The sequence below is a fragment of the Pseudomonas sp. W2Oct36 genome (genome assembly GCF_041060465.1).
In the GTDB taxonomy this organism is placed as follows: domain Bacteria; phylum Pseudomonadota; class Gammaproteobacteria; order Pseudomonadales; family Pseudomonadaceae; genus Aquipseudomonas; species Aquipseudomonas graminis_B.
Genome location: NZ_JAUERW010000008.1, coordinates 158,791 through 181,374 on the forward strand (window position 1 = coordinate 158,791; position 22,584 = coordinate 181,374).

24 protein-coding genes and 3 tRNA genes are annotated in these 22,584 nt (G+C 61.5%); 12 read left to right on the plus strand and 15 right to left on the minus strand.

Annotated features, from left to right (window positions below; genetic code table 11):
• Window positions 1–90: 90 nt before the first annotated feature.
• The 4 genes from QWI18_RS13500 to QWI18_RS13515 all read right to left on the minus strand — a co-directional run bounded on the left by QWI18_RS13500 (window position 91) and on the right by QWI18_RS13515 (window position 3,567).
• Window positions 91–372: a peptidylprolyl isomerase gene (locus QWI18_RS13500; RefSeq protein ID WP_065990442.1), complete on the minus strand. Its 282-nt coding sequence runs from the start codon at window positions 370–372 to the stop codon at window positions 91–93.
• Window positions 373–480: 108 nt separating this feature from the next.
• On the minus strand, window positions 481–1,362 hold the full coding sequence (locus tag QWI18_RS13505; RefSeq protein WP_369319038.1) for an esterase/lipase family protein: 882 nt from the start codon (window positions 1,360–1,362) through the stop codon (window positions 481–483).
• A 301-nt stretch (window positions 1,363–1,663) separates the two neighbouring features.
• On the minus strand, window positions 1,664–2,749 hold the full coding sequence (locus tag QWI18_RS13510) for a 3-deoxy-7-phosphoheptulonate synthase (protein WP_369319039.1): 1,086 nt from the start codon (window positions 2,747–2,749) through the stop codon (window positions 1,664–1,666).
• Between the two features lie 590 nt (window positions 2,750–3,339).
• Window positions 3,340–3,567: a DNA-binding protein gene (locus QWI18_RS13515; RefSeq protein ID WP_192131880.1), complete on the minus strand. Its 228-nt coding sequence runs from the start codon at window positions 3,565–3,567 to the stop codon at window positions 3,340–3,342.
• An 81-nt stretch (window positions 3,568–3,648) separates the two neighbouring features.
• On the opposite strand from QWI18_RS13515, the gene QWI18_RS13520 reads away from it, so the two are divergent.
• The 7 genes from QWI18_RS13520 to QWI18_RS13550 all read left to right on the plus strand — a co-directional run bounded on the left by QWI18_RS13520 (window position 3,649) and on the right by QWI18_RS13550 (window position 8,465).
• Window positions 3,649–3,999: a helix-turn-helix domain-containing protein gene (locus QWI18_RS13520; RefSeq protein ID WP_065990449.1), complete on the plus strand. Its 351-nt coding sequence runs from the start codon at window positions 3,649–3,651 to the stop codon at window positions 3,997–3,999.
• A 192-nt stretch (window positions 4,000–4,191) separates the two neighbouring features.
• Entirely contained in the window at window positions 4,192–4,836 is a 645-nt protein-coding gene (uvrY, locus tag QWI18_RS13525; RefSeq protein WP_065990451.1) for a UvrY/SirA/GacA family response regulator transcription factor, read from the plus strand.
• On the plus strand, window positions 4,837–6,660 hold the full coding sequence (gene uvrC, locus QWI18_RS13530) for an excinuclease ABC subunit UvrC (protein WP_296309801.1): 1,824 nt from the start codon (window positions 4,837–4,839) through the stop codon (window positions 6,658–6,660). It abuts the gene before it with no gap.
• 32 nt (window positions 6,661–6,692) lie between these two features.
• Window positions 6,693–7,253 (plus strand): CDP-diacylglycerol--glycerol-3-phosphate 3-phosphatidyltransferase, encoded by a 561-nt coding sequence (gene pgsA, locus QWI18_RS13535; protein ID WP_065990459.1) that lies wholly within the window; start codon window positions 6,693–6,695, stop codon window positions 7,251–7,253.
• Window positions 7,254–7,314: 61 nt separating this feature from the next.
• A tRNA-Gly gene (locus QWI18_RS13540) sits at window positions 7,315–7,390 on the plus strand.
• A 45-nt stretch (window positions 7,391–7,435) separates the two neighbouring features.
• Window positions 7,436–7,509: transfer RNA gene (locus QWI18_RS13545), tRNA-Cys, on the plus strand.
• A gap of 302 nt (window positions 7,510–7,811) precedes the next feature.
• Window positions 7,812–8,465: a DUF6036 family nucleotidyltransferase gene (locus QWI18_RS13550; protein WP_065990461.1), complete on the plus strand. Its 654-nt coding sequence runs from the start codon at window positions 7,812–7,814 to the stop codon at window positions 8,463–8,465.
• Between the two features lie 791 nt (window positions 8,466–9,256).
• Here the strand turns inward: QWI18_RS13550 and sodC are convergent.
• Entirely contained in the window at window positions 9,257–9,775 is a 519-nt protein-coding gene (gene sodC, locus QWI18_RS13555; RefSeq protein WP_369319040.1) for a superoxide dismutase [Cu-Zn] SodC, read from the minus strand.
• Window positions 9,776–10,007: 232 nt separating this feature from the next.
• Here sodC and QWI18_RS13560 point away from each other — a divergent pair.
• A tRNA-Leu gene (locus tag QWI18_RS13560) sits at window positions 10,008–10,094 on the plus strand.
• 47 nt (window positions 10,095–10,141) lie between these two features.
• On the opposite strand, the gene QWI18_RS13565 is transcribed toward QWI18_RS13560, so the two are convergent.
• The 7 genes from QWI18_RS13565 to QWI18_RS13595 all read right to left on the minus strand — a co-directional run bounded on the left by QWI18_RS13565 (window position 10,142) and on the right by QWI18_RS13595 (window position 17,952).
• Entirely contained in the window at window positions 10,142–12,808 is a 2,667-nt protein-coding gene (locus QWI18_RS13565; RefSeq protein WP_369319041.1) for an excinuclease ABC subunit A, read from the minus strand.
• A 36-nt stretch (window positions 12,809–12,844) separates the two neighbouring features.
• The gene (locus tag QWI18_RS13570; protein ID WP_192131843.1) at window positions 12,845–13,018 is read right to left on the minus strand and encodes a hypothetical protein; all 174 of its coding nucleotides are present in this window, start codon (window positions 13,016–13,018) and stop codon (window positions 12,845–12,847) included.
• Complete coding sequence (locus QWI18_RS13575; protein WP_192131841.1) at window positions 13,015–14,085, minus strand: DNA topoisomerase IB; 1,071 nt, start codon at window positions 14,083–14,085, stop codon at window positions 13,015–13,017. The genes QWI18_RS13570 and QWI18_RS13575 overlap by 4 nt, the downstream gene beginning before the upstream one ends.
• Before the next feature lie 101 nt (window positions 14,086–14,186).
• Window positions 14,187–15,275, minus strand: coding sequence for a molybdenum ABC transporter ATP-binding protein (gene modC / locus QWI18_RS13580; RefSeq protein WP_192131839.1), 1,089 nt, complete (start codon window positions 15,273–15,275; stop codon window positions 14,187–14,189).
• A complete protein-coding gene (modB, locus tag QWI18_RS13585; RefSeq protein ID WP_065990502.1) occupies window positions 15,272–15,958 on the minus strand; it encodes a molybdate ABC transporter permease subunit in 687 nt (228 codons plus the stop codon). The genes modC and modB overlap by 4 nt, the downstream gene beginning before the upstream one ends.
• A complete protein-coding gene (gene modA, locus QWI18_RS13590; protein ID WP_369319042.1) occupies window positions 15,959–16,726 on the minus strand; it encodes a molybdate ABC transporter substrate-binding protein in 768 nt (255 codons plus the stop codon).
• 149 nt (window positions 16,727–16,875) lie between these two features.
• Window positions 16,876–17,952, minus strand: a complete 1,077-nt coding sequence (locus QWI18_RS13595) for an NAD(P)H-dependent flavin oxidoreductase (protein WP_369319043.1) — start codon at window positions 17,950–17,952, stop codon at window positions 16,876–16,878.
• A gap of 92 nt (window positions 17,953–18,044) precedes the next feature.
• Between QWI18_RS13595 and QWI18_RS13600 the strand changes: the two genes are divergently transcribed.
• Complete coding sequence (locus QWI18_RS13600; protein WP_369319044.1) at window positions 18,045–18,683, plus strand: TetR/AcrR family transcriptional regulator; 639 nt, start codon at window positions 18,045–18,047, stop codon at window positions 18,681–18,683.
• A 49-nt stretch (window positions 18,684–18,732) separates the two neighbouring features.
• Window positions 18,733–19,716 carry an MDR family oxidoreductase gene (locus tag QWI18_RS13605; RefSeq protein WP_296316041.1) on the plus strand — a complete coding sequence of 328 codons (984 nt, stop codon included), beginning with the start codon at window positions 18,733–18,735 and terminating at the stop codon, window positions 19,714–19,716.
• Here the strand turns inward: QWI18_RS13605 and QWI18_RS13610 are convergent, their stop codons facing one another.
• Together QWI18_RS13610 and QWI18_RS13615 are read right to left on the minus strand one after the other, a co-directional pair.
• Window positions 19,717–20,160, minus strand: coding sequence for an RES family NAD+ phosphorylase (locus QWI18_RS13610; RefSeq protein WP_369319045.1), 444 nt, complete (start codon window positions 20,158–20,160; stop codon window positions 19,717–19,719). It lies immediately after the preceding gene.
• Complete coding sequence (locus tag QWI18_RS13615; protein ID WP_244160384.1) at window positions 20,160–20,609, minus strand: antitoxin Xre/MbcA/ParS toxin-binding domain-containing protein; 450 nt, start codon at window positions 20,607–20,609, stop codon at window positions 20,160–20,162. The genes QWI18_RS13610 and QWI18_RS13615 overlap by 1 nt, the downstream gene beginning before the upstream one ends.
• 235 nt (window positions 20,610–20,844) lie before the next feature.
• Between QWI18_RS13615 and QWI18_RS13620 the strand changes: the two genes are divergently transcribed.
• Together QWI18_RS13620 and QWI18_RS13625 are read left to right on the plus strand one after the other, a co-directional pair.
• On the plus strand, window positions 20,845–21,117 hold the full coding sequence (locus tag QWI18_RS13620; RefSeq protein ID WP_065990867.1) for a CopG family ribbon-helix-helix protein: 273 nt from the start codon (window positions 20,845–20,847) through the stop codon (window positions 21,115–21,117).
• Window positions 21,117–21,392: a type II toxin-antitoxin system RelE/ParE family toxin gene (locus QWI18_RS13625; protein WP_065990514.1), complete on the plus strand. Its 276-nt coding sequence runs from the start codon at window positions 21,117–21,119 to the stop codon at window positions 21,390–21,392. Before QWI18_RS13620 ends, QWI18_RS13625 begins: the two co-directional genes overlap by 1 nt.
• A gap of 56 nt (window positions 21,393–21,448) precedes the next feature.
• Here the strand turns inward: QWI18_RS13625 and ada are convergent, their stop codons facing one another.
• Window positions 21,449–22,546 carry a bifunctional DNA-binding transcriptional regulator/O6-methylguanine-DNA methyltransferase Ada gene (ada, locus tag QWI18_RS13630; protein ID WP_296308653.1) on the minus strand — a complete coding sequence of 366 codons (1,098 nt, stop codon included), beginning with the start codon at window positions 22,544–22,546 and terminating at the stop codon, window positions 21,449–21,451.
• Between the last annotated feature and the right edge of the window lie 38 nt (window positions 22,547–22,584).

A 22,584-nucleotide genomic window follows, 5' to 3' on the forward strand; every position in this document is an offset into this window, starting at 1 on the left:
TTGTAACCGGACAATGCATTGCCGAGCGGGCATCGGATAAACAAACGGCCCGCTTTCAAGGGCGGGCCGTTGGTGCAGCAGCGCGGAGGATCAGTCCTGGCGGCTGGTCACTTCCAGCAGGTGATAACCGAACTGGGTTTTCACCGGGCCCTGAACAACGTTCAGCGGCGCGCTGAACACCACGGTGTCGAATTCCTTGACCATTTGACCCGGGCCGAAGGAGCCGAGGTCGCCGCCTTGACGGCTGGACGGGCAGCTGGAATTGGATTTTGCGACTTCAGCAAAATCAGCGCCGCCTTCGATCTGCGTTTTGAGTTCGTTGCACTTGTCTTCGCTGGAGACGAGGATGTGGCGGGCAGTGGCTTTGGCCATTTTGGGTGACTCCTGTGAAAAAAAGAAACGAAGCGTACCGGAATAAGGGCCTCGTTTCCCGAGAAAGTTCAGGCGCCTTTGACGGCCCGTGACAGACGACATCGTCGGTCAAAGCCCTTTGCGGAACAGCAGAGCGGCGTGATCCACGTACAGCTTCACCGGGTCCACCTGCTTGCGGACCAGACCGGCACTCTGGTTGATCGAATCCACGTGGTCCATCGGATAGTCGGAGCGGATCACCTTGCCCAGGTGAGAGCTGAAGCGGCCGACCAGGCCGTCATTGGACGCAGCCTCCTTTTCGAACAGCAGTGCATAACTGCGCAGCGCCAGGTGCAGCGGGTCCAGGGCATTGCGGCCCTCGGAAAACAGCGAGCCATCGATGCACCCGCTCCACGAGTAATAATGAACGCCGTTGACCCGTTCGGCGCCTTCGCCGCCCCATGTTGCGGGCAGTCCCTGGGAATACGTGCGGTTAAAGGCCGCGACGCCCTCGGTCGTCAGCGCATCCAGTGCCTGAACCGGATCCTGTGGAAGGTCCGAGTTACCACTCAGCAGCGCCAGGAAGTGGGCAAAACCTGCGGTCAGCCGCGACGCCACCGCTTCAGGCATCTGTCCGGGCGTCAGCGCCCGACGTACCCGGTCGGCCACCTCCGATCCGTGATTGGGGCCGCTCACGGAAGTGACCGACGCCACGATATCCGGACGCATCGCAGCGGCATAGCGGGAGGTCAGCGCGCCCTGGCTGTGCCCGATCAGGTTGACCTTGAGGTAACCGGTGCGGCGCAGGAAGCGTTCGATCTGATCAATCAACTGCTCCCCGCGAATTTCGTTGTCGTGGACGCCGGACAGCGCCGGCACGTGGACCCTGCATCCGGCTTGCTCGAGCGCCTGGGGGATGGCGTGGAACATTTCGACCTTGCCGATCCGGTCAAAGCCAAACAGCCCGTGGACCAGCAAGATGGGGTATTTGGTGGTGACTTCCTTGTACATGTCGATCATTCCTTCGATATAAAAGAAGGATTGAGCTTAACCAGCGAAGGTCATGGGCGGAGGGCGCAGCGGAGTATGGCCATGCGCCGGTTAGTGCAGGTCGTGGCGAGCGTTTCATCGCTCCAGACCTTGTGTCCCGCAGAGGCTGGAAAAGACGCGGGCGTTACGGTGCAAATACGCCGAAGGCGCGGGGCGCTTTCCCACGAGGGGCGTCTTCGCTGCCACGGGCCGCAGTTGACGGCGACGACGCTTCTGCGGGAAGCCGGACGCATGGCTGCTACCGGCTTCCCGTTTGCAAATGTTACCTGTAGCGCAGTTTGTTCACGCCATCGCGCAGCAGGCGTTCCGTTGACTCCCAGCCCAGGCACGCGTCCGTCACCGACACGCCGTATTTGAGGGGAGCACTCAACGGCTGGCAGCCTTCGAACAGGTGACTCTCCAGCATCATGCCGATCAGTGTCCGGTCACCGGCCACCCGTTGCTGCAGCACGTCGTTGAAAACGGCGGGCTGACGCAGCGGATCCTTGCCGCTGTTGGCGTGACTGCAATCGACCATGATGCGCGCGGCCATGCGGTGCTTCGCCAGGCTGGCATTCACCGCTGCAACGCTGGCGGCGTCATAGTTGGGCCCGCCGTGGCCGCCGCGCAGCACGATGTGGATGTCGGGATTGCCCGAGGTCTCAATAATCGCCGGGTGGCCCTGAGGGTCCATACCGAAATGCCGGTGGGCGTGGGCCGCCGAGCGAATGGCGTCGCAGGCCACGGAGATGCCGCCGTCGGTGCCGTTCTTGAAACCCGTGGGCACGCCGAGGCCGCTGGCCATTTCCCGATGGATCTGCGATTCGGTGGTTCTTGCGCCAATGGCCACCCAGCTCAACACATCATCGAAGTAACCCGCCGCCATCGGCTGCAGCAATTCCGTGGCGATCGGCAAGCCGAGCCGGACCATCTCACGCATCAACTGCCGCGACAGGGCAAGGCCCTCGGCCATGTTGTCACTGCCGTCCAGCGCGGGATCGTACGCCAGGCCTTTCCAGCCGACGGTAGTGCGCGGCTTCTCGACGTAGGCGCGCATCACCAGCAGCATCTGGTCGCTGACCTCGGCGGCGAGATGCGCCAGGCGTTCGGCGTATTCCACAGCGGCGTGGGGATCGTGGATCGAGCACGGGCCGACAACGACCAGCAGGCGCGAATCTTCACCGTTGAGAATGGCGCGAATCGACTGGCGGTGGGCGGCGACCTGAGCGGTCAGGGCAGCGTCCAGCGGCAGCTGATGTTTCAGCTGGAAGGGCGTGGGCAAGCGTGTCGGGGCAGGGCGGCTGTCATTCAGAGTGACGACGCCGGAGGGCAAATCGATGAGGGTGTTGCTGACGACGGGCGAATTCATGTGCTGGCTTCCTGGTCGGCGGGTTTGCCCGCGCGGACCTACTGGGGTGTTCGACAATTGGCCGGGTTGGCTGTGAGCAGGGCGATGCCACCTGTCAGTGACCGATCGGAGGCGGCAGGCTGTCCCGAACGGAGGTTGCTAAATCGCCAGGCGAAGTCGGTGTCGTGGCGGTAATAGTGGTGGTGGTTCATGTGCAGCTCCTTGAATCAATCAGTCAGAAATGTGTGGCCCAGAAAAACAAAACCCCCGGTCGGGAAGCCGACCGGGGGTGAGAGTTATCTCTGGTGGGCGTCCCGAAGTTCAGGGCGCCGTTCGGGTATCAGGCGCGCCAGTGGCTAAACCAATACCCATAAAAATAAGAAGCAGGAGCGGTAGACGCCGTCGCATTCCAGGCAGCCGCACGCTCAGCCTGACGTGAACCGTCGGCGGCGCTGAACAACTGTAAGGAAAGGGAACGCAACATGGTCTGACTCCGAGGAATGCCGCCGAGCTTACTTCAGACCGATCGGGTTCTTCAATTGGAAATTACAATCAGGCTGATTGGGGACAACACGCTTTTAAGCAACCCACAACACGGCCAAAAAAATGAATCAGTCTTCGGGTACTTCCGACGATCCGGCGGTCGGTATCACGCCGATCTTCATTCCCAGCAGCACCGCGACTCTGTGGGACTCGCCCCGGCGTCCCTTCTTTCGCCCGGACAACACTTGATAGGTCGTCGCCGGGTCCACGTTGTGCTCCCTGGCAAACTCTTGAACCGATTTGCCTTGCTGTTCCAGCCAAGCCTTGGCTTGTGCGGCGGTACGGATTCCGGGCATAGTTCAAAACCGTTCAAGTTCGTTCAAATTATTTCGATTCTATCACTCAAAAGAGTGATGTCAACAAGGCTATGCATCCAAATGAGTGGAATAGGTGCCCGAATTAGGGAAGAGCGCGAGCGCTTGGGGCTTTCACAACGCGCATTCGGTGAGATCGGTGGCGTGGAAGCCAACGCGCAGGGCAAGTACGAAAACGGTGAACGCACCCCCAAGGCCGATTATCTCGCCCGCGTTGCCCCTCGCGGTGTCGACGTGTTGTACGTGCTGACAGGTTCCCGCACTCCGGTGCCCATTGTCGGCCTGAGCGAAAACGAAGAATGGATGGTGGGGAGTTACCGCAGCCTGGGAAAGGAGGAACAAGATGCCATCTGCCGGTTAACCACGACCCTGGCGGAATATCAGAGCAGTTACGCCCCGGACAGGAAGTTATAAGGCAATCCGGGCGATGCAGCGGTCGGGCGTTTGAAGATTTTTATCAAGTTTTGCGGTCGATGATGATAGCGTGTGAACCTCTTTGTAGATCATCTGGTACACATGCACTCGCAGTGCTCCAGAGCAGGTCGCTTACTTTCTTTTCGCTAACGTGGCGGGTCGTCGCCACGCATTGTTCGGTGAGGTGTCTGCTTGATTAGGGTGCTGGTTGTCGATGACCATGATCTGGTTCGGACAGGTATCACACGCATGTTGGCCGACATCGAAGGCTTGCAGGTGGTGGGACAGGCCGAGTCCGGCGAAGAGTCGTTGCAGAAGGCCCGCGAGCTGAAACCCGACGTCGTGCTGATGGACGTCAAGATGCCTGGCATCGGCGGGCTGGAAGCCACGCGCAAACTCATCCGCAGCCATCCCGACATGAAGGTGGTGGCGGTCACGGTGTGCGAAGAAGACCCGTTCCCAACGCGCCTGCTGCAAGCGGGCGCGGCGGGATACATGACCAAAGGCGCCGGTCTGACCGAGATGGTTCAGGCCATTCGCCTGGTGTTCGCCGGGCAGCGCTACATCAGCCCGCAGATCGCCCAGCAACTGGCGCTCAAATCCTTCCAGCCCCAGACCAGCAATTCGCCGTTCGACCTCTTGTCCGAGCGGGAAATCCAGATTGCCCTTATGATTGTCGGCTGCCAGAAAGTGCAGACGATTTCCGACAAGCTTTGCCTGTCCCCCAAAACCGTGAATACCTACCGGTACCGCATATTCGAGAAGCTGTCGATTAGCAGTGACGTGGAGCTGGCCCTGCTGGCCGTCCGTCATGGCATGGTCGACGCCAGCGCATAAATGACCCAACCGTTTGATCCCAGTGCTTTTCTGTCCACCTGCAGTGGCCGCCCCGGCGTCTATCGGATGTTCGATATCGACGGCAAGCTGCTGTACGTCGGCAAGGCCAAGAATTTAAAGAAGCGCCTCGCCAGCTATTTCCGCAAGACCGGCCATGCACCGAAAACCGGTGCGCTGGTCGCGCGGATCGCTCAGGTTGAAACCACCATCACCGCCAATGAAACCGAGGCGCTGCTGCTGGAACAAACCCTGATCAAGGAGTCGCGTCCGCCGTACAACATCCTGTTGCGCGACGACAAGTCCTACCCGTATGTGCACCTGTCTGACGGCGAATTTCCCCGACTGAGCATTCATCGCGGCGCCAAGAAGGCCAAGGGCCGCTATTTCGGGCCTTACCCCAGCGCCGGTGCGATCCGCGAAAGCCTGAGCATCCTGCAGAAGACCTTCCACGTTCGTCAGTGTGAAGACAGCTTCTACAAAAACCGCACTCGGCCTTGCCTGCAGTATCAGATCAAGCGCTGCAAGGCGCCCTGTGTGAACTTGGTCGAGCCGCAGATCTACAACGAGGATGTGCGTCACTCGGTGATGTTCCTCGAGGGGCGCAGCAATGCCCTCACTGACGAGCTCAACGCGCTGATGGAAAAGTCGGCGATGAACCTCGATTTCGAGCACGCCGCCGAGCTGCGTGATCAGATCGGCCTGCTGCGCCGCGTGCAGGACCAGCAGAGCATGGACGGCGGCACTGGTGACGTCGACGTCGTGGCCGCGTTCGTCAATCCGGGCGGCGCGTGCGTGCACTTGATCAGCGTGCGTGGCGGGCGGGTATTGGGTAGCAAGAATTTCTTCCCCCAGGTCGGGATCGAGGAGGAGGTGGGCGAAGTCATGTCGGCCTTCCTGGCCCAATACTTTTTGGGCGGGGGCGAGCGCGAACTGCCGGGGGAGGTCATCGTTAACGTGGTCAGCGAGGATTTCCCCGCGCTGATCGACGCGATCGATGCTTCACGCGGCCGCGAAATCATCATAAGCCATCGGGTGCGTGGCACCCGTGCGCGCTGGCAGCAACTGGCCGTGACCAATGCCGAGCAGGCACTGATGGCGCGGCTCGCCAACCGTCAGCACGTTACGGCGCGCTTTGAAGCCTTGGCGCAAGTGCTCAAGCTGGATGAACCACCGCAGCGCCTGGAATGCTACGACATCAGCCATTCCAGTGGCGAAGCGACGGTGGCGTCTTGTGTAGTGTTCGGTCCCGAGGGCCCGATCAAGTCCGATTACCGCCGCTACAACATCGAAGGCATCACGGCGGGGGACGACTACGCCGCGATGCACCAGGCACTGACGCGTCGCTTCAGCCGCATCAAGGACGGCGAGGGCAAATTGCCGGACATCTTGCTGGTGGACGGGGGCAAGGGCCAGTTGAGCATGGCCCGCGACGTCATGAACGAACTGGCCATCCCCGACCTGATTCTGTTGGGTGTCGCCAAGGGCGCTACGCGCAAGGCCGGTTTCGAGACGTTGTACTTGAACGACGCGGCCCATGAGTTCACCCTCAAGGGCGACTCTCCGGCGCTGCACCTGATCCAGCAGATCCGCGACGAAGCCCACCGGTTTGCCATCACCGGGCACCGTGCGCGACGCGGTAAAACCCGGCGAACGTCAACCCTGGAAGGCGTCGCAGGGGTGGGCCCGACCCGGCGCCGCGACCTGCTCAAGCACTTCGGCGGCCTTCAGGAATTGTCCCGTGCCAGCATCGAAGAAATCGCCAAGGCGCCGGGAATCAGCAAAAAGCTCGCAGAGTCGATTTATGCAAACCTGCACAGCGAGTAGAATGCTCGCTCACCTCGTAGCCAGTTGTGCCGATGAATATCCCTAATCTGATCACCGTATTACGTGTCCTGCTGATTCCGATCTTCATTCTGTTGTTCTATCTGCCGTACCACTGGAGCTACATGGCCGCCAGTTCGGTGTTCGCCCTGGCAGCCGCGACCGACTGGCTGGATGGATATCTGGCAAGACGCCTGGAGCAAAGCACACCGTTCGGGGCCTTTCTCGACCCGGTGGCTGACAAACTGATGGTGGCCGTTGCGCTGGTGTTGCTGGTGCAGGCTCACGCCAACCTTTGGCTGACCTTGCCGGCCGCCGTGATCATCGGTCGAGAGATCGTTATCTCGGCTTTGCGCGAGTGGATGGCCGAGCTGGGTGCGCGAGCCCAAGTCGCCGTATCGAACCTGGGCAAATGGAAAACCGCTGCGCAGATGCTCGCGCTGGTCATCCTGTTGGCCAACCCCCCTGCGTTTACCTTCTGGGTGGTGTTGGGTTACGTGCTGTTGATGATCGCTGCGGGCCTTACGCTGTGGTCGATGGTGCAATACCTTCGCGCCGCATGGCCGCATCTGCGCACGACCACAGATGAAAAATAAGTTTTTTTAAATCAAGGGGTTGACGGGGTCATTTGAGTGTATAGAATGGCGCCCACACAAAGCGGGAATAGCTCAGTTGGTAGAGCACGACCTTGCCAAGGTCGGGGTCGCGAGTTCGAGTCTCGTTTCCCGCTCCAGTTTGTATGCGTTTAGCGGTAGTGGTTGGATCGTTGAGCGTTTGAGGCCGAGTAGCAAAATGGTTATGCCGCGGATTGCAAATCCGCTTACGCCGGTTCGATTCCGACCTCGGCCTCCACTATTAAAGCCCGTAAGATCAACGTCTTACGGGCTTTTTTGTGGGCCGTGAAAAAGTAAAACGTTCCGCAACTTTGGGCAGGCGTTCCGCAATCCCCTGCCTGCCGGGCGACCATTGGACAGTCGTGGAGCTCCTCGACGTCATCTCAATTTCCCCTAGATTGGTCATTTTCATTCCAGCAATTCCGCCTTGCAAAGGACTGCGCCCTCGAAATTTAGAGCGTTTCGAGGTAGATTCGTGCGCTTCAGCGGTATCGCGCCAAGTACCGCGATTGGATCTGAACGCACCAAGACGGACCTTTGATGAAAGCTATCCCAGATATACTGCCCGTACACGTCGACACGTCCCAACCACTGGGGCAGGCGGTCGTTGCTATGTTCAAAGGAGTCCAAGAGGAGCTAGAGGTAGAGGGCGCTGCTCCGGGCTCAGTCAAGCTCATTATCTTTGGCGGGGTAGCGGTTAACCTTTACACGAGTCATCGGGTCTCTGTAGATGTTGATGCTGAGGTGTATTATTTTGATAATGCTCTCCCCCTCAGCAAGGATGAGCTAATCGCAAGCTTGGGTGCGACTCCCGAGGAGTTTATAGACCCTTCGACAGGTCGCACGCTGGCTCTAAACTACGATCTAACATTCAATACCACTCTGGGGCCTCTACACGAGGACTATCTGGAGCGGGCGATACGACTTGGGGATTTTGGTGAGTCTTCGCCGATTCATGTGATGATCGCTTCACCGGTGGATTTGGCTATCTCTAAGCTAGCAAGAGCCACTGAACAGGACATCGAGGATATTGAAAAGCTTTTGCGAAGAGGCCTAATGTCCGCCGCGGATCTCAATCGACTAGCTTTACAGGCTATTGACGTGTACGTTGGCAACAAGGAACCCCCAAGCTCGATCCTTCGTAATATTATTGCGGACTACCTGGAGACGAACGATGACGACGAAGCGCGCTAATGCCACCGTCCTCTCGGATGATTTGGACCTGCTGACAAAGCAACCTCTTGATCAAGCTGATGATGCAGTCCTCGTTCGCGCTGCACGCGCTTTTTGGTACTCCTCGGATAATTTAGACTCAGCACTTGACTCATTTTTGCGTGTGAGGCGGAGCGCTGTCGAGGTGCGGAGAGCAGGGTATTTGTTGGAGCGCTTGACTCAATTTACGTGTGCTACGGAGGCCCGCGTCTTTGAAGCGAATCGGGCCCTCAAGCGTGTTGTGGCCCATAAGGCTGATCAGGTGACTGTGAAGGGGCGCGCAGATCGATTGGCTCTTTCATGGGGCTTGGATAAAGGTCTGGGTTTGAAGGTTCAGGCGCTAATGCAATTCCAAACTAGGCACTTCGAAGCTACTCAGCAACAATTGCACACTGCATAAAACTTAGTGCCAAAATCTGACCGTATCCAGCCAAACGTGAACGTGAAACCTAGCTTGAAATAGCTTCTAAGGTTAGAAATGTCTTGACAGACAATGCGCTGTAGGTACCATGCCAAAGGGCCCCCGGATGTGATAACCATCCGGGGGCCCTTTGGCATGGTACCTACAGAGGAACAAAGTTTCTTTTTTGAGTTTAGTTTTACTCAGATGTAATCTTTGCATTAGGCATAATCCGTATTCACCAGAGGATTGGATTGCAAATCCGCTTAGGCCGATTCGATTCCGACCTCTGCCTCCACATTTAAAGCCCGTAAGATCAACGTCTTACGGGCTTTTTTGTGGGTGGTGTTTAGTGAAGCAGGTTTGAGTGCCGTCAGATAACACCGCACGCCATGCGATCACCGCCACCGCCCAATGGCATGGGCATATCGGAGTGGTTGTCGCCGCCGACATGGATCATGAGCGCGTGACCCTTGATGTCGGAAATCTTCTTCAGACGTGGTGCGAGCACGGGATAGTTGGCCACCCCATCGGCGTTGACGTAGACCGCCGGCAGGTCACCCAAGTGGCCCTCGCCATAGGGGCCCAGGTGCTTGCCGGTGCGCGCCGGGTCAAAGTGGCCGCCTGCTGCAAGTGCCGCGACCTTTTTGCCGTCTTTCATGCCTGGGTCGCAACTGGCATTTTCGTGAGCATGAAAGCCATGAATGCCGGCGGGTAGAGATTTTAGCTCGGGGGTGAACACCAGCCCGTAAGCGGTCTCGCTGATGGTGACCTCGCCAACAGGCTGCGGGCTGCCATCAGCGCTCACCATGTTCATCGGAACATTGAGCGATGCCGCCTGAGCGCCCACCGTAAATGCTCCAATCAGGCCCAGCCATAAAGCGGATTTCATAGACACCTCATTTGGTTCGTCAAAAGAAAGGAGCAGCACAGCTGCGACAACGAGTCACCCTAAGCTGCGAGAAAGCATAAACAGGTATCGAGCCTGCGACGGTAAACAAACGTAACCAATTGAATCCGAAAGCTTTGAACTTGCCTCCAGGGCTGCGGGTGTATATATTCCCCACTCTTGTCAGCTGGCCTCGCTATACGACGCGCGAAGGTCGAGGTTGATATGTGCTACCGCCCTGATGGTGAAATTGGTAGACACACCGGACTTAAAATCCGTCGTCCGAAAGGATGTGCCGGTTCGACTCCGGCTCGGGGCACCATTCAGAAAAAAGGCACTTGAGGGCAACCTCAAGTGCCTTTTTCGTCTTTACCCCCTCAATACCTTGCGCAAAAACGGTGCCGTCCGGCTCTCTTCCACGTCGGCAACCTGCTCAGGCGTCCCACACGCCAAAACATTGCCACCCTTGTCCCCAGCGCCCGGGCCGATGTCGATCACCCAGTCACTCTGCGCCACCACGCGCATTTCATGCTCAACCACCACCACGCTGTGCCCCGCATCCACCAACGCATTCAACTGCGTCAGCAGGCGATCCACATCGGTGGGGTGCAGGCCCGTGGTCGGCTCATCGAGCACATACAAGGTGGCGCCGCGTTGACTGCGCTGTAGCTCCGTCGCCAGTTTGATGCGCTGAGCCTCACCGCCGGACAACTCAGTCGCAGGCTGACCCAGACGCAAATAGCCCAGACCAATATCACGCAGCACCGTCAGCGAGCGGACAACCCCCGGCTGATCGGCGAATACATCCACCGCCTGTTCAACCGTCAGCTGCAACACGTCGGCGATACTCAACCCATTCCACTTGATCGCCAAGGTGTCCTGGTTGTAGCGCGCACCATGGCAGGTCGGGCAGGGCGCGTAGACGCTGGGCATGAACAGCAATTCAACGCTGACAAACCCTTCGCCCTCGCACACCGCGCAGCGGCCTTTGGCGACGTTGAACGAGAACTGTCCGGCGTCGTAGCCGGCCTTCTGCGCGTCGGGCGTCGCGGCGAACAGCTTGCGCACGTTGTCGAACAGGCCGGTATAGGTCGCCAGGTTGGAACGCGGGGTGCGGCCGATGGGTTTCTGGTCAACCTGCACCAGCCGCTTGATCGCGCTCATTCCGCCCGCAATGTGCCCGCCGGTGGGTTGCGGCGCATCGTCTTCCAGGCTGGATTCTTCCGCCTCGGCCTCCGCAACAGGGCGTCCCAATTCGGCGCCCACCAGCTCCAGCAATGCCTGGCTGACGAGGCTGGATTTGCCCGAACCGGAGATGCCGGTCACCGAGGTGAAGCAGCCCAGCGGAAATTCAGCGCTCAGTGAATTGAGGTTGTTGCGGGTAATGCCTTCCAGGCGCAGCCAGTCGGTCGGCTGTCTTCTTGCCGAACTCAGCGCGGAATGCTCGGCGAACAGATGACGGCCCGTTTGCGAGGATTCGATCTCGGCCAAACCTGCGGGAGGGCCGCTGTACAGCACGTGCCCGCCATGCTCGCCGGCAGCAGGGCCGACGTCGATCAGCCAGTCGGCGCGGCGCATGGTTTCCAGGTCATGCTCGACGACGAACAGCGAGTTGCCGGAAGCCTTCAGCTGCTGCAACGCCGTGAACAGCGCTTCGCTGTCCGCCGGGTGCAAGCCGGCAGAAGGCTCGTCCAGCACGTAGATCACGCCGAACAGTTGCGAGCCCAATTGCGTCGCCAGGCGCAGGCGCTGCAGTTCACCGGATGACAGCGACGGCGTGCTGCGATCCAGCGCCAGGTAGCCGAGCCCCAGTTCGGTGAGGGTGCTGACCCGCGCCAGCAAGTCCTGGGCGATGCGTTGGGCGGCGAGGCGCTTCTCGACAGACAGGTTCGGTGTCGCGCGCACATCGGGGGCTGCGTCGTGGGCCGAACCGCCTGCAGTGACCCGCTTCTTTTTCGCCTTGGCCATCTGCTCGCGATCCAGCACAGCGCTGCCGCGATCTTCATTTTCAAAAACGCCCGCAGCCACTGGACGCAAGACTTCAGCCAGCCGCAGCAGCGGCATCTGCGCCAATTCGCCGATATCGAGGCCGGCAAACGTCACCGACAGGGCCTCGCGCTTCAGGCGTTTGCCATCGCACAACGGGCAGGGGCTGCCGCGCATGAAACGCGACACGCGTTTTTTCATCAACGCGCTCTGGGTGGTGGCAAAGGTGTGCTGCACGTAGCGGCGGGCACCGGTGAAGGTGCCCTGATAACTGGGTTCGAGTTTGCGCTTGATCGCCAGACGGGTTTCTTCCGGGGTCAGCCCTCCGTAGACCGGCACGTTAGGCTGCTCATCAGTGAACAGAATCCAGTCGCGATCCTTTTTCGGCAGGTCGCGCCACGGGGTGTCGACGTCGTAACCCAGGGTGACGAGGATGTCCCGCTGGTTCTGGCCGCCCCATGCCAGGGGCCATGCCGCGATCGCGCGTTGGCGGATGGTCAAAGAGTCGTCCGGGACCATCAGTTCTTCAGGAATCTCATAGACCCGGCCCAGGCCGTGACACTCGGGGCAGGCGCCCTGGGGCAGGTTGGGCGAAAAGTCTTCGGCATAGAGCATCGGTTGCCCCGGCGGATAGGTGCCGGCGCGGGAATAGAGCATGCGGATCAGGCTGGACAGAGTGGTCACGCTGCCGACCGATGAGCGCGTACTCGGCGTCCCTCGTTGCTGCTGCAGCGCGACGGCCGGGGGCAGGCCCTCAATGGAGTCAACGTCGGGCACGCCCACCTGATCGATGAGGCGTCGGGCGTAGGGCGCGACGGATTCGAAATAGCGGCGTTGGGCTTCGGCGTAGAGGGTGGAGAAGGCCAGCGATGATTTGCCTGACCCCGACACGCCGGTGAACACCACCAGTGCGTCGCGGGGGATGTCGACGTCCACGTCCTTGAGGTTGTGCTCTCGGGCGCCGCGAACCCGGACGAATCCGGGGCGGTCGGCGTCGACGGTGAAGGAAGAAGGGCGGGCGTCGTCTGGCAGGTGCGGCGGTGTGGTCATGGGTGAGGCCTTTGAATCCTGGAAAGCGGGAGCGGTTTACTCGGCGAGGGGCACTTTGGGGGTGTGCCCGGCGTCGTCGTGATCACCGCCGGTCAGCGGCTCGTCTTCACGCACGTCGTCGGTGCGCTCGCGGTCATCGGCGACGTCAGCCGGGCGTGCGTCCGGGTCGTTGAGTTTTTCGCCGGGGATATGCGCGCTGTGGGTGGTCATGCTGTTTCTCCTGTCAGTTCTTCGGATGCTTCACGAATGACCTCGGCGGCCTGCAGGCCCTGGAGGAAGCCGGCCAGCGCCACTTCCTCCAGACGCAGGCCCTTGCGCTGGCGGATGCGCGGCAGCTTGGACAGTTCGCCCATCGCGAAGGCTTCCAGCACGGCCGGGTGGATGTAGCACTTGCGGCAGACCGCTGGGGTATTGCCCAGCAGCCGCGCGACCTCCTTGACCATGGACACGACGTGTTTCTTCGCGTCTGCCTCCGGCTCCCAGTGCAGCTTGCGCAGGGTCGCCAGTGCCATCGCGCTGCCGGCCCAGGTGCGGTAGTCCTTGGCTGTGAAATCGGCGCCGGTGAGGGTGTGCAAGTACTGGTTGATGTCGTGGGAGGACACGGTATGCCGCTGGCCGTCGTCATCCAGGTACTGGAACAGGTTCTGGCCGGGCAATTCCATGCAGCGCTTGATGATGTTCGCCAAGCGCCGGTCAGTGACGCTGAGCCGGTGCTCGACGCCGCTCTTGCCACGAAACTCGAAGTAGATCTTGCTGCCCTTCACGTCGACGTGTTTGTTGCGCAGCGTGGTCAGGCCGTAGGAGCGGTTGTCCCGGGCGTACTGGCTGTTGCCGATGCGGATCAGCGTCTGGTCGAGCAACGACAGCACCGCCGCCATGACCTTCTCGCGGCCCATGCCGGGTTTGGCCAGCTGCGTTTCCAGCTGCTTGCGCACCTTGGGCAACGCCTGGCCGAAGGCAATCATCCGCGAGTATTTGTTCTCGTCACGAATCTCGCGCCAGCGCGGGTGGTAGCGGTACTGCTTGCGTCCGCGAGCGTCACGGCCTGTCGCTTGCAGATGGCCCTGGCGGTCGGCACAGATCCACACGTCGGTGTACGCCGGTGGGATCACCAGCGCGTTGATGCGTTTGATCACGTTCTCGTCGCGGATGCGCTGGCCGTCAGTGTCGAAGTAGGCGAACTTGCCGCGCAGAATCTTGCGGGTAAATCCGGGCTGGCTGTCGTCGACGTAATGCAGATCTTTGGGCAGGTCTTCGCTGTGGATTGTGTCCGGCATGAAAGGCAGTCCTGAATGCGGGTCTTTTTGCATTGACCGTTGCGCTGCGCAGTCGTGCCGACTAATTGCATACCTGATGAATGGGACGGGTGATTGCTCGCCTACGCCAGCAGCGCGACTGATTTGATCTGCGCCCACAGTCGTTGCCCAGGCGCCAGCTGCAGCTGATCCCTGGAGTAGCGGGTGATCCGCGCCAGCAGCGGCGAGCCGTCGGCATCGAGGCGGACCAGCACATGGGCGGTGTTGTCGGCGGCGATCTCTTCGATGACGGTCACCGGCAGGCGATTGAGGATGCTGCTTTGAGCGTCGGGTTGCAGGCTCAGGCTCACGTCCCGCGCCTGCACCTTGAGGCGCAGGGGTTTGCCGGGCAGCAACGCGGAATGGGCGACGCGGATACTCAGTTCGCTCCGCGGCAAACGGACGGTGATGAGTTGATAGGCCGCATCGTACGCCTGCACGCTTCCCTCGATCACCACGCCCGCGTCGTCGCCCATCGCCAGCGGCAGATCCAGCCGCGCCAGTGTTTCGCCGATGGGGCCGCTGGCCAGCGCTTTCCCATCGCTGAGCAGCACCAGATGATCAGCCAGACGCGCCACTTCATCCTGAGCGTGACTCACGTAAATCACCGGAATATCCAGCTCGTCGTGGAGGCGCTCTAGGTACGGCAGGATTTCGCTTTTGCGTTGCGCATCCAGCGCCGCCAGGGGTTCGTCCATCAGCAGCAGGCGCGGGCTGGTCAGCAACGCGCGGGCGATCCCGACCCGTTGACGCTCGCCGCCGGACAGCCTATCGGGCGCGCGCTGGAGCAAATGATCGATGCCCAGCAGCGAGGTCGCCTGCTGCAACGTAATACGCCTGTCGCGCTCGGGGATGCGCTTGAGGCCAAAGCGCAGATTGCCCTCGACGTCGAGGTGCGGAAAAAGGCTGGCTTCCTGAAACACGTAGCCCAATGGACGTTTGTGCGGGGGCAGAAAGATGTTGTTGGCGCTGTCCTGCCAGACCTCGCCGTTGACGCGGATATAGCCGTCGGCCGCCTTTTCCAGCCCGGCGATGCAACGCAGGCAGGTGGTTTTGCCGGAGCCGGAATGGCCATACAGCGCCGAGACGCCGCGACCGGGCAAGTGGAGGTCGACGTCGAGAACGAACTCGGCGTAATTCACCTGCAGCCGCACTTCAATCTTCGCACTCATGCGCCGCTCCACGCCGACCGGGCCTTGCCGCTGGAATACAGCGCCAGCAACACCACAAAGGAAAACACCAGCATCGCCCCGGCCAGCCAATGGGCCTGGGCGTACTCCATCGCTTCGACGTGGTTGTAGATCTGCGTGGACACGACCCGGGTTCTTTCCGGGATGTTGCCGCCAATCATCAGGACCACGCCAAACTCACCCACGGTGTGGGCGAAACCCAGAATCGCCCCGGTGATAAAGCCGGGGCGCGCCAGCGGCAGAATCACTGAGAAGAACGTGTCCCAAGGACCGGCGCGCAGCGTGGCCGCCACTTCAAGGGGGCGAGGACCGATGGCGACGAAGGCGTTCTGCAAGGGCTGCACCACGAACGGCAGGGAATACAGCACCGAGCCGATCACCAACCCGCTGAAACTGAAGGTTAACGTGCCGAGCCCCAGGCTCTGGGTCAGCTCCCCGACCGCGCCGTTCGGCCCGAGCAACAGCAGCAGATAAAAGCCGATCACCGTGGGTGGCAGCACCAGAGGCAGGGCCACGATCGCGCCGATGGGGCCTTTCAGCCAAGAGCGGGTGCGCGACAACCACAGCGCGATGGGCGTGCCGACGATCAGCAGAATCACAGTGGTCAGGGACGCCAGTTTCAGCGTCAGCCAGATGGCCGCGAGGTCTGCACTGCCCAGCAGCATTTACAGCTGGTACCCGTAGGATTTGATGATGGCGGCGGCTTTCGGGCCTTTGAGGTAGTCCATCAGCGCCTGGGCGGCGGCGTTGTCTTTGCCCTTGTTGAGGATCACCGCGTCCTGCTTGATCGGCTCATGCAAATTGGCCGGCACGATCCACGCCGAGCCACCGGTCAGCTTGCCGTCCTTGAACACCTGGGAGAGGGCGACGAAACCCAGCTGGGCGTTGCCAGTCTGCACGAACTGATAGGCCTGGGCGATGCTCTGGCCTTCGACGACCTTGCTTTTGGTTGCGTCGGTCAGGCCCAGTTTGTCCAGGGTCTGGGTGGCAGCGAGACCATAGGGCGCGGCTTTCGGGTTGGCAATGGACAGGTGTTCGAATTTGCCGTCCTTGAGCACTTGACCCTTGTCGTCCACATAGCCGTCTTTGGCCGACCACAGCGCCAAAGTGCCCACCGCGTAGGTAAAGCGCGAGCCTTTCACGGTCTCGTTTTCGCTCTCCAGTTTGGCCGGCGTGGTGTCATCGGCGGCGAGGAATACTTCGAACGGCGCGCCATTTTTGATCTGGGTGTAGAACTGGCCGGTCGCGCCGAAAGAAGCGACCAACTTGTGACCGGTGTCTTTTTCGAAGTCCTGGGCGATGGCCTGGATCGGCGCCGTGAAGTTGGCGGCAACGGCCACTTGGACCTCATCGGCGAACGCTGTGCCCGATGACAGCGCGGCACAGGCGATGACCAGGGCAGTGAGGGTGAAGCAGTTTGAAACGGCGCGCATGGAACGGCTCCGGGCTAGCAAACGGAATGAGGAAGAACGCCAACCGGACGCCGGTCAAACGCTATGCAGCGAAATATATAGCGAGTCTCCTCCGCGCGGAAGCGGGATCGTGCCGCGCTCCGTTTTAAATCGACGTCTGTATCATCGGCTCAGCGCCCGGCCAGCCGCTCAAGGGCGCCGATGGCCAGCGTCCGGGTGAGTTCTTCTGCGGACAGCGAGTGCTTGATGCCCACCGCCTGACCCGCCCAAAGATTCATGAAGCCGTCGTCGCCACGGGCTTCGGCTTTGCTGCGCAGGGGCATCAGTGCGCCGCCCGCGGTGGGGAAGGCCGGCGCGGCAGCGGCCATGGGTCCGATCTCTTTCATGATGCGGTTGACGATGCCCCGGGCCGGGCGACCGGTGAAAATGTTGGTGATGGCGGTCTGGCTGTCCCGGGCGCGGCTCAATGCCGCCTGATGCAGCGCCGAGGCCTTGGCTTCCGGGGTGAACAGGTAGGCGGTGCCCACTAGCACGGCGGAGGCGCCGAGCATGAACGCGGCGGCGATCCCGCGACTGTCGGCAATGCCGCCGGCCGCGATGACCGGAATCGTCACGGCATCGACGATCTGTGGCACCAGCGCCATCGTGCCGACCTGGGTGTGCAACTGATCGGTGAGGAACATCCCGCGATGGCCGCCGGCCTCGTAGCCCATGGCGATAATCGCGTCGCAACCCCGTGCCTCGAGCCACACGGCTTCTTCCACGGTGGTCGCCGAGGAGAGCACCTTCGCACCGGTGGCCTTAACCCGCGCCAGCAAGGCGAGATCGGGCAGGCCGAAATGGAAGCTGACCACCTCAGGTTTCAATTCCTCCACCAGCGCGCAAGCGGCCTCGTCGAAGGGTGCCCGGTTGGACGTGGGCGTTGGCGCATCGAAGTCGGCGCCCAGTTCGTCGTAGTAGGGCTTGAGCAGGTGTTTCCAGTCTGCATCGGCCTGCGGGTCGGCGGGCGGGGCCGAGTGGCAGAAGAAATTCAGGTTGAGCGGCGCATGGGTGCCCGCGCGTATCCGCGCGACTTCCTCTCTAATCTGCGCGCGGGTGAGCATGGCGCAGGGCAGCGAGGGCAGGCCTCCGGCTTTGCCCACCGCGACGGCCATCGCCGAGCCGGATGCACCGGCCATGGGCGCTTGCAGGATGGGCAGTTCGATGTCCAGCAGTTTGAGCAGGCGGGTGTCGGGCCAGGCGATCATCGGCAGAGTCTCCGTAGCGAAAAGGCCGCTGAACAGCGGCGCATGCAAAGTTGCGGTTGATTTAATAGACGCTCGGTCTAATATGCAACCCCATGAACGACATCATTGCAAAACCCAGACGCCCCGGCCGTCCACCGAAAGTGGCACGCCCTGATGACTTCGACACCCGCGAGGCGCTGATCCGTTGCGGCGTTGAGGTACTGACCGAGCAGGGCTTCATGGCCACGGGCATCGACGGCATCCTCAAGCGGGTCGGTGTGCCCAAAGGCTCTTTCTATCATTACTTCGCCAGCAAAGAGGTGTTCGGCCTCGCAGTGCTCGACAGCTACGCCGGCTACTTCGCCCGGCGCCTGGACCGCTGGCTGCTGGATGAATCGCTCTCGCCGCTCGAACGGCTGGCCGGCTTCGTTCAGGCATCGAAGGTCAATATCGCCCGCCACGATTTTCGGCGGGGCTGCCTTGTGGGCAACATGGGCCAGGAAGTGAGCGTTCTGCCAGCGGGCTTCCGTGAGGCGCTGGAGAAGGTTTTCCTCGACTGGCAGGCGCGCCTGACAGGGTGCTTCAAAGCGGCGATCGCGGCTGGGGAACTGCCGGCGCGCACCGACTGTTCAGAGCTGGCGGCGTATTTCTGGATCGGCTGGGAGGGCGCCGTGTTACGCGCTCGACTGGTGCAGAACGAGCAGCCGCTCAATACCTTCATCATCGGATTTCTGCGCGGGTTGCCGCGCTGATGTCTTCAGGTCTGGTTATAGACGAGCGGTCTAAATAGGAGTGTGCGGCATGTTCAAAGGCATCCTGATCAATAAAGACGACAACGGCTACCGCGCCGAGCTGACGGACATCGACGACAGTCAGTTGCCTGAAGGCGACGTCACCGTGCGCGTCAGTCACAGCACGCTGAATTACAAAGACGGCCTGGCGATCACCGGCAAAGGGCCGATCGTGCGGCAGTTTCCGATGGTGCCCGGGGTGGACCTGGCCGGCACGGTCGAGGACAGCAGCGACCCGGACTTCAAGCCGGGCGATCAGGTGCTGCTCAATGGCTGGGGCGTCGGCGAAGGGCACTGGGGCGGGCTGGCGCAGAGGGCGCGCTTGCAGGGCAAATGGCTGATCCCGCTGCCAAGCGGCTTCACGCCGGCACAGGCCATGGCCATCGGCACGGCGGGCTATACGGCGATGCTGGCGATCATGGCGCTGGAGAAAAACGGCGTCACGCCGGACAAGGGCGATGTGCTGGTGACTGGCGCCAACGGGGGTGTCGGCAGTTTCGCCATCGCGCTGCTGGCAAAACTCGGCTATCGCGTCGTGGCTTCTACCGGCCGCTTGAGTGAGAGCGATTACCTGACTTCTCTCGGCGCCGCAGAAATCATCGACCGCGCCACCCTTGCCGAGCCCGGCCGCCCGTTGGCCAAGGAGCGCTGGGCCGGGGCGATCGATTCGGTGGGCAGCCACACCCTCGCCAACATCTGCGCCAGCACCCGCTATTGGGGCACGGTGGCGACCTGCGGTCTGGCCCAAGGGATGGACTTTCCGGCGTCGGTGGCGCCCTTCATTCTGCGCGGCGTGACCCTCGCAGGCATCGACAGCGTCATGCGCCCGCGCCAGGACCGCATTGACGCCTGGGCGCGTCTGGCCCGGGATCTTGATGTGTCGCTGCTGCCGCTGATCAGCCGCGAGATCGGCTTGGGTGAGGTGATTGAGACCGCGCACCGGCTCATGAACGGTCAGGTGCGCGGGCGCATCGTGGTCGATACCCAGCGCTGATCAGCCGCAGGTGAAGGGGCGCACCTCGAGCACCCTGACCTGCGCCATGGCGGAGTGCCGAGGATTGAGCAGCAGGTTGCGCGTATGGGTGATGGTCGCGGACGGCACGATCAGACCAAGTTGCTCGCGCCGCTCCAGCCAGGCGCTGCCGAAATCCATGCTGGGGCGGTCCGCCGGTGTGACGTCCCAACCCGGAGGTAACTGAGTCAGCGCCGGTTGCCAATACAGCCCCGGGTCATCCGGCAACTGCAGGTGAACGAGCTGGAAACCCGGCTGCGGAAGGCTCGCACATTGAATGAGCGTGTCCAGGGCGCAGCCTGACGCGCTCAGCGCGAGGTAAATGGCAGGCTGGTCGGCGTGATTCCAGCGCCCGCCGAACTGCGCGGCGCCCAGGCCGGACAGATCGTTCGCGGCACTGTCCTTGCTGATCCTCCAGGCCTGCATCAGACGACCCCGCCATGCTGCAGTGCGCTGAGCACGCGGCGTGCCTGGCGCGCGCCGATCTCGGTTTCGCAGAGGGCGATGGGTGTCTGGCCGTTGAGTGCGCGGTTGGAGGCAACCATCCAGCGGCGGGCGGTGTTCTGGTCTTCGAAGAGTTCGGCGGCGTGGGTGGCGAGGGCGGCAACCCGATCGAGGCGCTCGGAGCCGACGATGTCCAGCGGCCGTTGCTGACGCTGGCGGCGTTCCAGGGTCGAGACCGAGGTCGCCAGCAAGGCTTCGAGCTGACTGTTGCTGAGGCGGAAGGCATTGCGCAGCACCTTGACCCAGCCGGGCGGGAAGCCCGAGCGGATGTAGTCAAGTCGTTCGGTTTCGTTGCGTGCATTGAGCTGGTCGGCGATCAACCAGAATGAGGGGGCGTTGTCGGTTATCGCTGCTTGAAGAGTCGAAGGCACGTCCATGCTCCTTGTGAGATCCGGTGCAGGGACCTTACGCCGCTGTCAGGGTTTCTCAAGCGAGAAGCTGTTACCGGCGTTTGCATGCCCGGCTTCAGTGGTAGGACCGGCTTTAGCCGGGAAGCTTCTAGCGGATGGCGTACAGCGCATTCCGACACCTGACTCTACTCTTGACGACTTTTAATGACTCACTATGATTAACTTTGAATCACTCTTTAGTCAGGACCCTCCCATCATGGCAAACCCCGCAAAGACCCGATCGGTGACGGCTCACGTTCCTGAGGCGTTGGCACAGAAAGTCGATTTGATGGCAGAGCGTCTGGAACGCTCCAAAAACTGGATCGTCAAACAGGCTCTTTCCGCCTGGATAGATCAGGAAGAAGAGCGGAGTCGCCTGACTCGCGAGGCATTGGCTGACGTTGATGCTGGCCGGGTAATTGATCACCAAGCCGTTCAGGCCTGGGCTGATAGCCTTGGCACCGACACGCCGTTGCCGGTCCCGCGCTGATGGAATTGAAGTGGACAAGCAAAGCGCTTTCCGACATTGCCCGACTGTATGAGTTTCTTGCAGCGGTCAATCAGCCAGCCGCCGCACGAACCGTGCAGCAACTCACGACAGCACCGACTACGTTACTCGCCAACCCACGCATAGGCGAACGCTTGGAAGAATTTGAGCCGAGGGATGTGCGCAGAATCCAGATCGGCTGTTACGAGATGCGCTACGAGATAGCGAATTCCACAATCTATTTGCTGCGTCTGTGGCACACCCGCGAGGATCGATAGCATTACGAAAGCAGCGAAACTGACGTTTGAGCTGGGCTGAAACCGATCAAAACAGCTCAGCGTGAATACTGTGATTCCTTTTGTTGACCCTCACGAGTGAGCAACGCCTGCTTGCGCTCCACTCCCCAACGATAGCCCGACAACGCGCCATCACTGCGCACCACACGATGGCAGGGAATCGCCACGGCAATGCGGTTTGCCCCGCAGGCCAGGGCGACCGCGCGGCTGGCGGTCGGCGCGCCGATCCGTTGGGCGATCTGCGCGTAGCTGGCGGTCGTGCCCGGCGGGATCTGCGCCAGGGCCTGCCAGACTCGCTGCTGAAAAGCGGTGCCTTGCAAATCCAGCGGCAGGTTCAGGCCCAGCTTCGGCGCTTCGATAAACCCCACCACCTCCGCCATCAGCCGCTCGAACTCCGCGTCGCCGCCGATCAGCGTGGCGCTGTGGAACTGATCCTGCAGGTCTTGCACCAGTCGATTGGGGTCATCGCCGAGCAGAATGGCGCACACGCCCCGGGGGCTCCGGGCCACCAGAATGGCGCCGAGAAAGCACTCGCCGACGGCAAAACGGATCTCCAGCGCCGCGCCGCCCTTGCGGTAGTCGGTGGGGCTCATGCCCAGCAGTCCCGCGCTGGCCTCGTAGAAACGGCTGTTGGAATTGAAACCGGCGTCGTACAGGGCGTCGGTGATACGCCCGCTGTCGGTCAGTTTGTGGCGTACCTTGTCGGCGCGGTGGGCGTTGGCGTAGCCCTTGGGTGTCAGGCCGGTGACGGCTTTGAAGACGCGGTGGAAATGCCAGGGGCTCATGGACGCGTGGGCAGCGAGCTCGGCGAGGGTCGGCAACAACTCCGCGTCGGCGATCAGACGACAGGCGCCAGCGACCACGGCGGCGTGCTGCTCAGCCAGGCCGGTGCGGTCGGCGGCGGCGCGCTTGCTCGGGCGAAACCCGGCGGCTTCGGCCTCGGTGGCACTGTCAAAGAACACCACGTTTTCCGGGCGTGGCAAGCGTGCGCTGCTGCTCGGGCGGCAGTACACCCCCGTCGTGCGCACGCCATAGACGAACTGCCCGTCGGCGCTGACGTCCCGGGACACCACGGCGTTCCAGCGCGGGTCGAGCTCGACGGGTTGGGTGGACGGATTACTCGGCTGGCGGCTCATTTCGGCGGCTCTCTGACGGTTCACTGGACTGTACGTTA

Excerpts from the sequence above, each read along its gene's own strand:
- QWI18_RS13500 (WP_065990442.1), bottom strand. The coding sequence starts at position 372 with ATGGCCAAAGCCACTGCCCGCCACATCCTCGTCTCCAGCGAAGACAAG.
- QWI18_RS13505 (WP_369319038.1), bottom strand. The coding sequence starts at position 1,362 with ATGTACAAGGAAGTCACCACCAAATACCCCATCTTGCTGGTCCACGGG.
- QWI18_RS13510 (WP_369319039.1), bottom strand. The coding sequence starts at position 2,749 with ATGAATTCGCCCGTCGTCAGCAACACCCTCATCGATTTGCCCTCCGGC.
- QWI18_RS13515 (WP_192131880.1), bottom strand. The coding sequence starts at position 3,567 with ATGCCCGGAATCCGTACCGCCGCACAAGCCAAGGCTTGGCTGGAACAG.
- QWI18_RS13520 (WP_065990449.1), top strand. The coding sequence starts at position 3,649 with ATGAGTGGAATAGGTGCCCGAATTAGGGAAGAGCGCGAGCGCTTGGGG.
- uvrC (WP_296309801.1), top strand. The coding sequence starts at position 4,837 with ATGACCCAACCGTTTGATCCCAGTGCTTTTCTGTCCACCTGCAGTGGC.
- pgsA (WP_065990459.1), top strand. The coding sequence starts at position 6,693 with ATGAATATCCCTAATCTGATCACCGTATTACGTGTCCTGCTGATTCCG.
- QWI18_RS13550 (WP_065990461.1), top strand. The coding sequence starts at position 7,812 with ATGAAAGCTATCCCAGATATACTGCCCGTACACGTCGACACGTCCCAA.
- sodC (WP_369319040.1), bottom strand. The coding sequence starts at position 9,775 with ATGAAATCCGCTTTATGGCTGGGCCTGATTGGAGCATTTACGGTGGGC.
- QWI18_RS13565 (WP_369319041.1), bottom strand. The coding sequence starts at position 12,808 with ATGACCACACCGCCGCACCTGCCAGACGACGCCCGCCCTTCTTCCTTC.
- QWI18_RS13570 (WP_192131843.1), bottom strand. The coding sequence starts at position 13,018 with ATGACCACCCACAGCGCGCATATCCCCGGCGAAAAACTCAACGACCCG.
- QWI18_RS13575 (WP_192131841.1), bottom strand. The coding sequence starts at position 14,085 with ATGCCGGACACAATCCACAGCGAAGACCTGCCCAAAGATCTGCATTAC.
- modC (WP_192131839.1), bottom strand. The coding sequence starts at position 15,275 with ATGAGTGCGAAGATTGAAGTGCGGCTGCAGGTGAATTACGCCGAGTTC.
- modB (WP_065990502.1), bottom strand. The coding sequence starts at position 15,958 with ATGCTGCTGGGCAGTGCAGACCTCGCGGCCATCTGGCTGACGCTGAAA.
- modA (WP_369319042.1), bottom strand. The coding sequence starts at position 16,726 with ATGCGCGCCGTTTCAAACTGCTTCACCCTCACTGCCCTGGTCATCGCC.
- QWI18_RS13595 (WP_369319043.1), bottom strand. The coding sequence starts at position 17,952 with ATGATCGCCTGGCCCGACACCCGCCTGCTCAAACTGCTGGACATCGAA.
- QWI18_RS13600 (WP_369319044.1), top strand. The coding sequence starts at position 18,045 with ATGAACGACATCATTGCAAAACCCAGACGCCCCGGCCGTCCACCGAAA.
- QWI18_RS13605 (WP_296316041.1), top strand. The coding sequence starts at position 18,733 with ATGTTCAAAGGCATCCTGATCAATAAAGACGACAACGGCTACCGCGCC.
- QWI18_RS13610 (WP_369319045.1), bottom strand. The coding sequence starts at position 20,160 with ATGCAGGCCTGGAGGATCAGCAAGGACAGTGCCGCGAACGATCTGTCC.
- QWI18_RS13620 (WP_065990867.1), top strand. The coding sequence starts at position 20,845 with ATGGCAAACCCCGCAAAGACCCGATCGGTGACGGCTCACGTTCCTGAG.
- QWI18_RS13625 (WP_065990514.1), top strand. The coding sequence starts at position 21,117 with ATGGAATTGAAGTGGACAAGCAAAGCGCTTTCCGACATTGCCCGACTG.
- ada (WP_296308653.1), bottom strand. The coding sequence starts at position 22,546 with ATGAGCCGCCAGCCGAGTAATCCGTCCACCCAACCCGTCGAGCTCGAC.